The organism is Bacillus sp. FSL K6-2944, from assembly GCF_038005385.1.
Taxonomy (GTDB): domain Bacteria; phylum Bacillota; class Bacilli; order Bacillales; family Bacillaceae_G; genus Bacillus_A; species Bacillus_A cereus.
Genome location: NZ_JBBOTE010000002.1, coordinates 296374 through 310203 on the forward strand (window position 1 = coordinate 296374; position 13830 = coordinate 310203).

The following is a 13830-nucleotide window of genomic DNA, read 5'->3' on the forward strand; positions in this document are numbered from 1 at the left end:
TACCGACTTCTCTTTTTTATATCTTAAAAGGCTAACCGGAGGTTGTAATGAAAAAGAATCCATACAATTTTAATGAGATACCAACAGAGCTGAAAAACTTACCGCAGTGGGTGCTTTGGCGCAAAGAAGAGAGAAATGGAAAACCAACAAAGATACCGTATCAAGCCAACAGTGAAATGGCACAAGCAAATAACAGGCGTACTTGGTCAACATTTGCGACAGCGGTCAAGTTCTATTTAGAAGGTGACTATGACGGCATTGGCTTCGTGTTTAGTAGGCAGGACAACTATATAGGAATAGACATTGACAAGTGTGTTGTGGACGGAAAAACAAATGATTTTGCAATGGAGATTATTGATACATTAGATAGTTATACAGAGTTTTCACCATCAGGAAAAGGTATCCACATCATTATCAAAGGGAACCTTCCACAATCTGTTTTAGGTACTGGAAGGAAGAATACAAAACACGGTTTAGAAATTTATTCATATGGTCGATTTTTTACCTTCACTGGAAATCGTGAAAACTCGAATGATGTGTACGAACGTACAGATGAACTGGCAAAATTATTTGAACAATATTTTGATGATAGTGATAGGCAAGGCCGTGTGAATTTAGCTGAATTTGAGAAAGACGAAATGAACATTTCAAATGATGCTTTATGGGAAAGAATGTTTAGAAGTAAGAAAGGGGATGAAATCCGTTCTTTATTCAATGGAAACGTAAGCAATGATGACCATTCTGCGAGTGATTTATCCTTGATGAATCATCTCGCATTCTGGACTGGTAAATCCGCAACACGAATGGATTCTATGTTTCGAGAGAGTGGATTAATGCGTGATAAATGGGATGTAATCCATTTCAGAGACACAAATGAAACGTACGGGGAAAGAACGATAGCGACAGCCATTGCATCTACTTCCTCCACAATTCTAGATTATAAGCAACCATTCGATGCATTTTCATTTGATTTCCTCGATGTTGAAGATAATGCAGGCGAAGCAAGACCAGCAGATCGAAAATTCATGCTCACAGAAATGGGAAATGCAGAACGAATTGTAGCAGAATATGGTCACTTGATTCGTTTTGTAAATGGTTCTGGTTGGTACACATGGGACGGGAAGCGTTGGAAAGAGGATAGAAGTAGGGAAGTGGAACGCATCACTTCAAAAACGCTTAGGAAGTTATTGGAAAGTGAAGATGAACGCGAAGTGAAATGGGGAAGACAATGTGAAAAACGCGTAATTCGTATGAATAGCATTAAGGATATGATCCCACTTGTACCAGCTCAACGAGAAGCTTTCGATACGCATCCATATGTATTAAATGTAGAGAACGGTGTGATTGATTTAAAAACAGGAGAATTATCACCACATGATTGTGATTTCATGCTTACAAAAATGGTAAATATCGAATTCAAAAAAGGGGAAGATTGTCCGAATTGGAAGGCGTTTGTGGAGAGTATTTTCAAAGATACAGAAGGAAATACAGATTACGAATTAATAGACTTCATTCAAAAATCAATTGGATATTCATTAACAAGTGATATATCCGAACAGGTGATGTTTTTCCTATATGGTAGTGGACGAAATGGTAAATCAACATTCATTAACACGATCAAAAACTTGTTAGGTGATTATGCCAAGCAAACAAATAGCGAAACGTTTATTAAAAAGAAAAACGATAATGGAGCAAATAATGATATTGCCCGTTTGGCTGGTTCTCGTTTTGTATCAGCTGTTGAGAGTGAGGACGGACAACAATTATCGGAAGGATTAGTGAAGCAAATTACGGGCGGCGAACCAATCATAGCCCGATTTTTAAGACAAGAATATTTTGAGTTCCAACCAGAATTTAAGGTGTTTTTTACAACGAATCATAAGCCTATTATCAAAGGAATGGATGAAGGGATATGGCGTAGGGTTCGAATGATGCCGTTTACTGTAACGATACCGAAAGACAAAGTAGACCGTAAGCTGCCTGAAAAGTTGGCAATGGAGATGTCCGGTATATTGAATTGGGCTATTGAAGGCTGCTTGAAATGGCAACGTGAGGGATTAGGAGAACCAAAAGTAATTCAAGACGCGACCAGTCATTACAAAGAGGAAATGGATATCCTCGAACCTTTCCTACTGGATATGTGCTTTTTACATCCACAGGCGAAGATAGAGGCGAAAGAATTGTATAACGTATATTCTCGTTGGTGCAATGCTGAGGGGGAAATCAGTTTAAAGAATCGATCCTTCTATAGATTGTTAGAAAACAAAAATATTGTGAAAAAGCGTGGGGCAAAAAATAAAGTATTTTTACATGGTGTTGGTTTGCAAAAAGAAAATTATAAGTATATCAATAAAAAGGTGGATGATTCAGTAAACGGAAATGACCGAAAAAATAGTTTGATAACTCCTTTTAAATTGACCTGAAATTCAGTCATATCAAGGGTTCAGGGAGTTTCGTTTTCTATTATGTTATTATTGGTTATTTATTTTATATATATCCAAAAATAATAAATATTTATAAAACATATATATATTATTTTTCTACAACGGAAATCGAGTTAACCTTTGATAACGATAAGGATAAAAATATGCTCAAACCATTGATATAACAACGTTTGTAACGGATTAATTAAGTGGTTTATGCCTGTTTTTTTGTGGATGAAAGCAAAAAAGAAAGCTTTTTATTAACATGGCCTTGGCCTACCATACATGGTCATTTGGATTAGGAAGAGGGAGATGGCACAAATATTAACAATACTAAGTGAAATTTGGAAAGCGGGTGCAGACATTTATCTAGATGAAAGTGACGGTCGTATTGCGATCAAGCGACAGGATTTAATTTCAATGGAAGTTATGCAAATGGCTGAACAAAATTTTAATGTCATCCATACATGGTTTCAATCCTGGAAGAAGGAGAGTGTGGAGGACATCACCATGTTGAAGATTTTGTATCAATTCTGTGGATGGCAGCATAATCAAAAATTACATGACTGGTTAGTGGCCGATGTAGATTCTTTACAACTCTTTTATGACTGGACGATTGTACTTGCGCAGAACGGTTGGACAGACATCTATGAAGACTATCGCCCATTTCAAAATGATAACTCAAATGCAATGGTAAGAAAGATATACGAACGTGCCGTCATACATGCTAGGAAAGGAGTCTGAATGTGATTCGTTATCGATATACAGATACAGAAATACAAACAATTCTGAAAACACTCACAATTGTGATAGATACGAGAGAGAAAGATAATACTCATATTCGAGATTATTTACATCAAAAGGGCGTACCAATAAAAAATCAAAAATTAGATACCGGTGATTACGGCTGTATGATTCCTAAGAATGAAGAGCTTGGTATATTTCGTGATATCTATTTAGATAGTCGAGTAGAACGGAAAGCTCACATGGATGAAATCACAGGGAATCTACAAAAGAATACACAAACAGTTTTTGAAAATGAATTGATTCGTAGTAAGGACATCCCCTTCACCTTAATTGTGGAGGACCTACATGGATATGAGAAGATGTTACAAGGAAAGTATCATTCAAAATATAATCCACTAGCCTTACTGGGGAGGCTGAATACATTTAAAGCGAAATATAACTTTGAAATCGTATATTTGGATAAAAAATTCAGTGGGAATTGGATGTATCACCATTTTTATTACCAGGCGAAATACTATTTGAAAACAGGGATGTTTTAATAGGGGCTATTCTTGTAAAGAAGTAAGCGACGATTATGATTTTTGAACATAATCAGGTGAAGGGAAGAATACGGGCTGTTACAGGCTGTAGACGGGTGTAAATAAGGGAGAGAATTTCAATCTAATACAAAAGGATTCGGGAAGATAAAGATGGTGTATGAAGCAAATGAGAGCGTAATTCTGGCGTAGAGAACATATGCACTGAAATGCACATACCTTCGATTCCCTGAAAAACAGAAAGAATGGAGTAAGAGCGGCGTGTGGAAAAAGAAAGTGGTCGCCATACAAGTGGCTGTTGCGTTTATACTAAAAATCCCTGTTGGTATAGGCCTGAAATGGAGTTGTTTCTCTTTTATGGGGTCTATCGAGTGGTAAAACGTCTTAGAACGGAAAATAAGCATGTTTTACGTTACGAGAAGGCTCGTTTACAAGTAGTGGAGCCAATCGATAGAAGAGCCAATCATTCAGATGTGAGACAACGGTTTTACATGCTGGTATTTGAAAAGAAAACAAATGTCATAAGAAAAAGTAGGTGAATCATCATTTGTTTGCATGGTTGAAAGAATATCAAACATTAGAAGAAGAGATTGCTTATTTGGAATATAACTTCAATAAAACCAAAGCAGAATTAAAACGTTGGATTTATGGTGATTTACAAGGTATACGCTTATCTGCAGCATCGGAGGGTGCGAAGGTAGAGGCACGTTTGGAGGCAATTGCATATGAACTGGCTCATAAAATGAATGAAATGTATACTTTACAACATCTCATGGACAAATTTAGAGGATTGGACAATCAAATATTAAAAAGGAAGTATGTGGATGGAATGACTTTAGAACAAATCGCCTGCGAATTACATTATCATCCCAACTACATCAGGAAGAGACACGCAGACATCATTCGGATTGTCAAGTTTAAATATGCGTAAAAATGTAACATCTTTGTACCTAACATTTTGTATACAGTATCTCTTGTAAAAATGGTTTATAGTAGTAGTATAGAGGTGTGGGGAAATCAGTTGGTATCGTGATATGTTGTAAATCAATTAGCAAAACCATAGCCATGTAAGAATCATAAAAACAAATAGGATAAATAAGATAAAAGAAATTTTCATTGTATACTCCTTTTCGGCATAGTGTGCGTGAAGGGGTGAAAAGTTATACGTATGTGACAATCATATATCGGGATGATCAAAAAAATCAGTCATAATGAGAATGAGGAAGCATACAATGAGATAGAACAGTTACAAATGCATTGCCAATATGTTGCGGAGAGGGCACTTGGGGAAGTGCTCTTTTCTTTCGTTGTTCGATAAGGGCATATACAAGGATTACATGACAGATTTCTATATGTAATCATACTGTGGAGGAAACAAAGGAGGATGTAGATACATTTTGTTATAAGGTATTTTGGGAAATGGAGGGTCTCGTTCTTTTTCTGTTCTTTTGGTATGATGAAGCTATCAAATGAAACAAGGAGAGTGAGAAGAGTCGATGAAGAACCTTGTTAATTTACGTGTCGATTTCGCTTTTAAACAATTATTTGGGACCAAAGGAAATGAAGATATTTTAATTGGTTTTTTAAATGCAGTCTTACAAAAGTCATTGTCTGCACCGATTACGAGCGTCGTACTAGAAGACCCGCATCTTCCGAAGGAATACAAAGAAGATAAATTGTCCATTATGGATGTTAGGGCGACATTGGGAACAGGAGAGCTTGTGAACATTGAAGTGCAAATTGCCAATAAGCATGATATCCAAAAGCGTTCTTTATATTATTGGTCGAAGTTATATGCTTCACAAATGCAGGAGGGTATGCCCTATCGCGATTTAAAAAGAGCGATTACGATTAATGTACTGGATTTCATTGTATTTCCGATTCATGATAGCTTTCAAACAACAGGTAATTTGTGGGATGCAGAAAAAGAAGTGCTGATGAGTGATCAAATTGAAATTCATTATTTAGAGTTACCGAAGATTATTACGCAATGGAGAGAATCACAAGTGAATCCATGGCATGATTCTTTGGTACGCTGGTTACTTTTGCTAGCGGCAAACGAAGACCAAAATCTTACAGAAACGTTGGAGGCGATTGCGATGGAACACGATGAAACGCTGCAAAAGGCGATGAACAAGTGGGACAACATGAGTCATAATCAAACATTTCGCAGAGAATATGAGGCGCGTGAGAAAATATTGTTAGATGAAAAAGCAGTAGTTGCGCATGCGAAAGCAGTAGGTAGGGAAGAAGGGATAGAAAAGGGAATAGCGCAATTAGTCCGAAATATGAGCAATCGAGGAACAACACCGGAGGAAATTGCAGCATTAACAGGATTAGAGGTAACGGAAGTACAGCGCATTCTTCAGCTGTCATAAATAAGAATAAATGTATAGAAAGCGCCAGCGATGGTGCTTTTCTTGTTTTGGAGGAGAGTGAAGCAAAATGATTACTGAAACAAGAAAGACAATAGTGGGTACAGAATACTGGAATACGGCTGAAAAGCGAAGCTTATTTGTGCCAACCGGCGAAGAACCAGGATTTGAAGTAACGATGAATCCTGAGGGTATGATCGATAATAAGGGATTTGCGACAGGAGGGTATTTGACTAAAGATAAGCTGCTAATTGGTGAATCAGATACGGAACGTATCTTGCGTAAGAAAACAGTAAAAGAGTTACGCGCGTATGCGGATGAATTAGGAATTGAGATTCCAGCTGATGTTAAAAAGAAAGAAGACATCATTGAATTGCTATCATGAAGTACTGTGACTTCAATGGCTGCCATAATAAGATAAGTAAAGGACGTTACTGCGGGGAACATAAGCGTAACAAGCCAAGGAAGAAGAAAGATAAGAAGAACATCTACCATCATGATAACAAACCATTCTATCGTACTGATGCATGGAAGTTTGTCAGGTCAAAGGTATATGAAAGAGAGAATGGATGCTGTCAACGATGTGGAAGGTTCGTCTTTGGTCGAAGTGCTCATGTTCATCATGTAATACCAATCAAAGAAGATCCAACTCTTAAATTAGAAGAGAATAACTTAAGATTACTTTGTCCAGTTTGTCATACAATCGAAGAAAATGAAGATAAACCAAAGAAAGTTTTTCCGAGTTATTTCGGAAGCCCCCCTATCAAAAATTAAAATTTCTCCTCTGGGGAGGATAGGTAGCTTGGGGGGCATATTAATAGTTGCGCCATTTTTTTAAAATGAAGGGGGGTGTGAAAATGGCTCGCATGTCAAAGAAGAAAAAGTTGGAAATGCTAGATGTTGCAAGGGATGAAGAACGAAATAGAATCATAAAATTATTGACTGAAGATGACAATTTCACACCTTCCTTAGAACCATTAATTGATAATTATTTAGATGCTTTTATCATTTATAAAACGATGTTTGAAGAATGGAAAGCTGATGGTTTTGCTCCTACAAAAACGCATAAAAACAAGGCTGGAGCAGTAAATGAAATGAAACATCCGCTCGCTCAACAAGTTGAAACTTGGAATGATAAGAAGAATAAAATGTTAGAAGCTCTCGGAATGACGAATAAGGGGAAAAGTTTACAAAAAACACCAAGAAACAATGAAAATATGCAATCTAATGAACCAAAAGATGAATTAGCAGTTCATCGAGCCAAATGGCGGAAATCTACATGATGATTAAACTAGGCGTGAACTATGCGGATCAGTATGCAAGTCACGTCATGGAGCATAAAAAGAAATACCCGAAATCGATCATTCTTGCGGTAGAGCGATATAAGAAGTGGAAAAAAAGAAAAGATATTTGGTTTGAAGTAGATCGAGCAAATGAAATGTTAGATTTCGTTCAATCTTTCATCCGCCATGTGAAAGGACCACTGGCCGGTCAATTGATGGAATTAGAATTGTGGGAAATGTTTGTCTTTGCTAATATGTATGGTTGGTATCGTAAAAATGAAAAAGGGAAAGATGTCCGTGTTGTTCGAGAGGCCTATGTGCAAGTGCCAAAAAAGAATGGGAAAACAATTATTGCCGCAGGTGCACTGCTCTATGCGATGTATGGAGAACTGGAACTGGGAGCGGATTGTTATTGTGCAGCATCTGATTATGAACAAGCACAAAATGCAGCGGAACCTATTGCGCAAGCAATAGAAAACTCGGAACCGTTGGCACGACATACACAGGTGTATAAAGGAATCAATGGTACAGTGAGTGGTGCCATGTACCGATATCATAAAAATGGTATTGCTTATCAGAATAAATTTAAGGTATTAACGAAAAACACGAAGGGTCTTGAGGGAAAGAACCCTTATTTTGTATTGAACGATGAATTACATGCACAAGAAAACATGGACATGTACGATAATTTAAAATCTGCCCAGGTATCTCGTGAACAGCCCATGATGCTGAATATTTCAACGGCAGGTAAAGGTTCATCGAGCGTCGGAATGCGTGTATATAAACTTGCAAAAGAAGCGTTGGAAAAAGATAATGATGATCCTTTATTTGTTGCAATTTGGGAGCCAAACAAAGGGTATGACTGGACGGATAGAACAGTATGGAAGATGGTGAATCCGAATATTGGTGTTTCTGTTACGATGGAGCAACTCGAGAATGAGTATAAAAAAGCGCAACAATCCGCACATTCAAAAGCAGAATTTCTTTCCAAGCATCTAAATGTCTTTGTAAATAGTGCAGACAATTATTTTGAACATGAACAAGTTCAACATGTACTTGTGGAAGATCTGGGTGATCTTACAGGAGAAATTTGTTATGTAGGATTGGACTTATCGAAAACCACAGACTTAACATGCGTGAGTTTAAACTTCCCTTCACATAATGAGGAAGGAAGGTCGATTATAAAAGTGAAACAGATGTATTTTCTTCCGAATGACAATATTGATTTTAAAGAAAAAGAGGATAATGTTCCCTATACTTATATGGTTGAACGTGGTTTTGCTATGTTTTGTGATGGGAAAATGATTGACCAAGATCAAGTTATGGAATATATCGTTGAAAGTATGAATTTGTACGATGTACAACAAATAAATTATGATCCAGCAATGTCCCAAAAATTAATAGAGAAGCTTGAAAACCTCGGTTTAGAATGTATTGCAGTCAATCAGTATCCAAACGTTATGAATGCTATGATCGATGATTCGGAAATTCTCATCTATGAAAAGCGTTTAATAACGGATAATCCACTGTTTATATATTGTGCACTGAATATGGTGGTGGTTACAAATATGAACGGAATGAAAGCCCCAAGTAAAAGGCAGTCCAAAAAGAAGATTGATGGATTTGTTGCTTTTTTAGTTGCCCATAAAGAAACGATGATGGTGATGGATGATGTGAGTGAAGAGGGAATGGATGAATTGATTGGTGAGATTTATAGATAGAAAGAAGGTGAGCAATTGGGGTTACGAGATCGGTTTTCCAATTATTTATATCGTAAGCTAGAAAAACGTGGCTATCTGGATGATGTGTTAGGTAAAAGCATTCGCTACGGCGGTGTGTATGTTACGGATTCAAACATCTTGCAGTCTAGTGATGTATACGAATTACTACAAGATATCAGTAATCAAATGGTATTGGCTGATATCGTTGTGGAAGATGAATTTGGTAATGAAACCAAAGATGATAGGGCACTTCGTATTTTAAAGAATCCGAATGATTATTTAACACAATCTGAATTTATTAAGTTAATGACCAATACCTATTTACTTGAGGGAGAAACGTTCCCTATATTGAATGGGAACCAAATACATCTAGCTTCCAATGTTTTTACAGAGTTAGATGATTATTTGGTGGAGCATTTCAATATTGGTGGTCATGAGGTACCTCCATTTATGATTCGGCATGTAAAAAATATTGGTGCAGATCATGTAAGAGGAAAAGGTATTCTTGACTTGGGAAGAGATACACTCGAGGGAGTTATGTCAGCCGAGAAAACGTTAACTGACAAATATAAAAAGGGTGGACTATTAGCATTCTTGCTAAATTTGGATGCTCATATCAATCCACAGAATGGTGCACAGTCAAAGTTAATCAACGCCATTTTAGATCAACTGGAATCCATCGATGAATCACGATCTGTAAAAATGATTCCTCTTGGAAAAGGGTACTCAATAGACACGCTTAAAAGCCCACTAGACGATGAAAAGACCCTAGCATATCTAAATGTATACAAAAAGGATTTGGGTAAGTTTTTAGGTATAAATGTGGATACATACACAGAGCTAATCAAAGAAGATATAGAGAAAGCAATGATGTATATTCACAATAAAGCGGTAAGACCCATCATGAAAAATTTTGAAGACCATTTGAGTCTTCTTTTTTATGGCCAAAATTCGGGAAAACGAATTAAGTTTAAGATTAATATTCTTGATTTTGTTACGTATAGCAACAAGACAAATATCGGTTATAACCTGGTACGTACCGCTATTACTTCACCTGATCATGTCGCTGATATGCTTGGATTCCCTAAACAAAATACAAAAGAATCACAAGCAATTTATATTTCAAATGATGTAACTGAAATCGGTAAGAAAGAAGCGGCCGATGGTCCATTGGGAGGGGGTGAAGAGAATGAAAATTGAGGTCCGGGGGAACCAAGTCATACTTGATGGATATGTAAATGTTGTGGACAGAGAAAGTCGAATGTTGCCTTCTCCAAGGGGATATTTCAAAGAGAGAATTGTCCCTAAGGCGTTTGAAAAAGCGTTAAAGAAAGCAAAGAATGTGGATTTACTTTTTAACCACGATAAAAATAGAAAGCTTGGTTCTATTGAAAACGGAAATCTGGAATTGTATGAAGACAATATTGGATTAAGAGCCATCGCTACAGTTACAGATGAACAAGTAATTGAGAAAGCAAGAGATAAAGAATTGCGTGGTTGGTCATTTGGCTTTGTTTCTGAAAAGGACTCATGGGAAGAGGGCGAAGCGGGTGTTCAAAAACGATCTATTGAAGAATTAGAACTCTTAGAAGTTTCTATTTTGGATATGACACCAGCCTATGTTGCCACTTCCATTGAAACCAGAGGCGAAAATACAGCCATGATTGAAATGAGAAGTGAAGAAACGGCTGTACAAACAGTTGTAGACGACGAAAGGGAAGAAAGAAATCATTTGATTCAACAAATAAAAACTGTTTTGGAGGGAATATAGGATGAAGATAAAAGAAATTTTAAATGCATCTTTAGCAAGAACAAAATCTAGATTAGCAGAATTACAAAGTAAAGTTGAAAAAAATGAGGTGCGTTCAGAAGAATTAACAGTTGTAAAAGCAGAAGTAGAGCAATTAACACGAGAAGTACGAACGATTTCAGAAGAATTAGCAACTCTAGAAGAGGATCCAGACAAAAAGAAAAAAGACGATGATACAGAGAAAAAAGAAGATCCAGAAGCAAAAGAAAATCCGAATGAAAAAACGGAACTATCAGAAGAACAACGTTCCGCTATTGCAGCATCTATTGCAGCAGCTCTTTCTACTAAAGGTCATCGTGCAAATAAAGAAACGGAAATTCGTTCTGTATTCGCTAACTACATTGTAGGAAATATTGATGAAAAGGAAGCCCGTGCATTAGGATTAGTGACTGGTAATGGTTCTGTTACGATTCCAGATTTCTTGAGTAAAGAAATTATTACGTATGCGCAAGAAGAAAACTTCTTACGTCGATTAGGAACGGGAGTAAAAACAAAAGAAAATATTAAGTATCCTGTTTTAGTTAAAAAAGCAGAAGCGCAAGGACATAAAAATGAACGAAGTAATAACGAAATGCCAGAAACAGATATTGAATTCGATGAAATTGAACTATCTCCAACAGAATTTGATGCACTTGCTACTGTAACGAAAAAGTTATTAGCACGTACAGGTTTACCGATTGAACAAATCGTTATGGACGAGCTGAAAAAAGCTTATGTTCGTAAAGAAACGCAATATATGGTGAATGGTGATGAAGCAAATAACATAAATGATGGTGCATTAGCAAAGAAAGCTGTTGAGTTCAAAACAGATGAGAAAAATCTTTACGATGCATTAGTAAAAATGAAAAATACACCTGTTAAAGAGGTTCGTAAAAAAGCACGATGGGTGTTAAATACAGCAGCATTAACAAAAATTGAAACAATGAAAACAGATGACGGTTTCCCATTACTTCGTCCGTTTAATCAAGCGGAAGGTGGAATTGGTTATACGTTATTAGGGTTCCCTGTTGAGGAAGAAGATGCAATTGACATTCCTGATTCACCAGATACACCAGTATTCTATTTCGGTGACTTCTCTAAGTTCTATATTCAAGATGTAATTGGATCGTTAGAAGTACAAAAATTAGTTGAGTTATTCTCACGTACAAACCGTGTAGGTTTCCGTATTTGGAATTTACTAGATGCGCAACTCATTCATTCTCCATTTGAAGTGCCAGTTTATAAATATATCTTGCAGGATGGGACGCCGACGAAACCCTGATAAACCGCTTCCAATTGGAGAAGCGGTGATTGGGAAGAGTTTGATACTTTCATAGGAGGGATGCCAGGATGGGAAAAACAAAAGAAGCAGTCAAAGCATTATTTGTGACGGGATATAAGCCAACGCAACAAGATTTTGCCGATTTAATTGAGGTAGCAGGAGTCCAAGGGCCTAAAGGAGATAAAGGCGAAACGGGAAGCCCAGGTCTGAAAGGAGACAAAGGTGATACTGGTGCGAAAGGCGCTGATGGAAAAAATGGAACGAACGGTGCCAATGGTGTTGGTGTGAAATCTATTTCTTTAACTGTTGATGGTACTGGAAAATTAACAGGTGGAACATGGATTGGAACGGATGATAAATCGAATGCTATTGCTATAAATAACTAGTGTGGGCGCTTCATATGGGTGATTTAACTGAGAAATTAAAATCGCATATTCATTGGGAAGAGGGCATGGATGATTCTATGCTCTCTTTTTATATCAATCAAGCAAAGACTTATGTAAAGAATGCGACAGGCAAACAGACCGAGTATTTAATTATTATGGTAGCCGGCATTTTCTATGATTACAGAGTCTCTGAAAAAGAATTAGAACAGGCACTTGATGCTTTAACACCATTCTTTGTCCAGGAGGTTTATGATGCCGAAGAGGAAGACGAATAAACTCAAATGGATAGGTGAGCTACTTAAATTGGGAGAAACGATCGATCCAGAAACGGATCGAGTTGTGATGGGATATCCATTCGAACGGAACATGCGGTATAACAACATTGGAGTTAAGGCCACTGATAAATTTACAACGAAAGATAGGAATGAAATTGTAAAGAAAATTGAAGTTCGCATTGATCGTGACATTGAAAACGATCAAAAGGATTATCGTGTAAAAGTGGGTGGCCGCATCTATGATATTGAGCGTATTTATGTACGTGAAGAAGACCGATTGATGGAGGTGTCATTGTCCTATGCAAATTAGTTTTCAAGAATTAAGGGACATCATGAAAAAATCAGGCATTCCAGTATATCGTGATGAGGCTCCTACAACAGCAAAATATCCTTACATTGTGTATGAATTTGTGAATGAGCAACAGAAAAGAGCTTCTAATAAAGTTATAAAGGATATGCCACTTTATCAAATTGCAGTTATCACAAATGGAACTGAAAAAGATTACGAGCCGTTAAAGGCTGTTTTTAACGAAGCAGGCATGTCTTATTCTCAATTTGATGGAATGGGTTATGACGAAAACGACGACACTATCACGCAGTTTATAACGTATGTGAGGTGTATTCGGTAATGGCTTCAAATAACAATGGTTTTGCTGAAGCTTTAGAAGATATTCATACGCTATTACGAGTGAATAAAAAGGTCGAATTAGATGTATTAGAAGAAGCAGCCAAGTATTTTGCGAGTAAATTAAAACCAAAAATCAAAGCATCCAATAAAAACAAGCGGACACATTTAAGGGATAGCCTAAAGGTTGTTGTGAAAGATGATCGTGTATCTGTGGAATTTAAAGATGAAGCTTGGTATTGGTACTTAGTTGAACATGGTCATAAAAAAGCAAATGGTAAGGGGCGTGTGAAAGGAAAACACTTTGTTCAGCATACCTTCGATGCAGAAGGTGACAAAATTGCTGATATGATGGCACAAAAAATAATGGATAGAATGTGAGGATGAT

General features: G+C 36.9%; 17 protein-coding genes. All 17 read left to right on the plus strand.

The features are described 5' to 3' along the window. The first annotated feature begins 47 nt into the window (after positions 1-47). On the plus strand, positions 48-2423 hold the full coding sequence (locus MHH55_RS22535; protein ID WP_340881380.1) for a phage/plasmid primase, P4 family: 2376 nt from the start codon (positions 48-50) through the stop codon (positions 2421-2423). 312 nt (positions 2424-2735) lie between these two features. After that, positions 2736-3167, plus strand: a complete 432-nt coding sequence (locus MHH55_RS22540; RefSeq protein WP_340881382.1) for a hypothetical protein — start codon at positions 2736-2738, stop codon at positions 3165-3167. 2 nt (positions 3168-3169) lie between these two features. Beyond that, entirely contained in the window at positions 3170-3709 is a 540-nt protein-coding gene (locus tag MHH55_RS22545; protein ID WP_277546781.1) for an ERCC4 domain-containing protein, read from the plus strand. A 544-nt stretch (positions 3710-4253) separates the two neighbouring features. Continuing rightward, the gene (locus tag MHH55_RS22550; RefSeq protein WP_277546780.1) at positions 4254-4637 is read left to right on the plus strand and encodes a hypothetical protein; all 384 of its coding nucleotides are present in this window, start codon (positions 4254-4256) and stop codon (positions 4635-4637) included. 565 nt (positions 4638-5202) lie between these two features. Further along, positions 5203-6084, plus strand: coding sequence for an Rpn family recombination-promoting nuclease/putative transposase (locus tag MHH55_RS22555; protein WP_277546778.1), 882 nt, complete (start codon positions 5203-5205; stop codon positions 6082-6084). A gap of 67 nt (positions 6085-6151) precedes the next feature. Continuing rightward, on the plus strand, positions 6152-6466 hold the full coding sequence (locus MHH55_RS22560) for a Rho termination factor N-terminal domain-containing protein (RefSeq protein WP_277546776.1): 315 nt from the start codon (positions 6152-6154) through the stop codon (positions 6464-6466). Further along, positions 6463-6855: an HNH endonuclease gene (locus tag MHH55_RS22565; protein ID WP_340881387.1), complete on the plus strand. Its 393-nt coding sequence runs from the start codon at positions 6463-6465 to the stop codon at positions 6853-6855. The genes MHH55_RS22560 and MHH55_RS22565 overlap by 4 nt, the downstream gene beginning before the upstream one ends. A gap of 83 nt (positions 6856-6938) precedes the next feature. Beyond that, complete coding sequence (locus MHH55_RS22570) at positions 6939-7364, plus strand: P27 family phage terminase small subunit (RefSeq protein WP_340828041.1); 426 nt, start codon at positions 6939-6941, stop codon at positions 7362-7364. Continuing rightward, the gene (locus MHH55_RS22575) at positions 7361-9085 is read left to right on the plus strand and encodes a terminase large subunit (protein ID WP_340881389.1); all 1725 of its coding nucleotides are present in this window, start codon (positions 7361-7363) and stop codon (positions 9083-9085) included. Before MHH55_RS22570 ends, MHH55_RS22575 begins: the two co-directional genes overlap by 4 nt. Positions 9086-9100: 15 nt before the next feature. Continuing rightward, entirely contained in the window at positions 9101-10285 is a 1185-nt protein-coding gene (locus MHH55_RS22580; protein WP_069354814.1) for a phage portal protein, read from the plus strand. Further along, the gene (locus tag MHH55_RS22585; RefSeq protein WP_069354815.1) at positions 10275-10856 is read left to right on the plus strand and encodes an HK97 family phage prohead protease; all 582 of its coding nucleotides are present in this window, start codon (positions 10275-10277) and stop codon (positions 10854-10856) included. Before MHH55_RS22580 ends, MHH55_RS22585 begins: the two co-directional genes overlap by 11 nt. 1 nt (position 10857) lies before the next feature. Beyond that, a complete protein-coding gene (locus tag MHH55_RS22590; RefSeq protein WP_069354816.1) occupies positions 10858-12156 on the plus strand; it encodes a phage major capsid protein in 1299 nt (432 codons plus the stop codon). 68 nt (positions 12157-12224) lie between these two features. Beyond that, on the plus strand, positions 12225-12542 hold the full coding sequence (locus MHH55_RS22595; protein ID WP_069354817.1) for a collagen-like triple helix repeat-containing protein: 318 nt from the start codon (positions 12225-12227) through the stop codon (positions 12540-12542). 14 nt (positions 12543-12556) lie between these two features. Next, a complete protein-coding gene (locus tag MHH55_RS22600; protein WP_069354818.1) occupies positions 12557-12817 on the plus strand; it encodes a head-tail connector protein in 261 nt (86 codons plus the stop codon). Continuing rightward, entirely contained in the window at positions 12795-13127 is a 333-nt protein-coding gene (locus MHH55_RS22605) for a hypothetical protein (protein ID WP_069354819.1), read from the plus strand. The genes MHH55_RS22600 and MHH55_RS22605 overlap by 23 nt, the downstream gene beginning before the upstream one ends. Then, positions 13117-13446: a hypothetical protein gene (locus MHH55_RS22610; protein ID WP_069354820.1), complete on the plus strand. Its 330-nt coding sequence runs from the start codon at positions 13117-13119 to the stop codon at positions 13444-13446. The genes MHH55_RS22605 and MHH55_RS22610 overlap by 11 nt, the downstream gene beginning before the upstream one ends. Beyond that, the gene (locus tag MHH55_RS22615; protein ID WP_069354821.1) at positions 13446-13823 is read left to right on the plus strand and encodes an HK97-gp10 family putative phage morphogenesis protein; all 378 of its coding nucleotides are present in this window, start codon (positions 13446-13448) and stop codon (positions 13821-13823) included. The genes MHH55_RS22610 and MHH55_RS22615 overlap by 1 nt, the downstream gene beginning before the upstream one ends. Positions 13824-13830 lie beyond the last annotated feature (7 nt).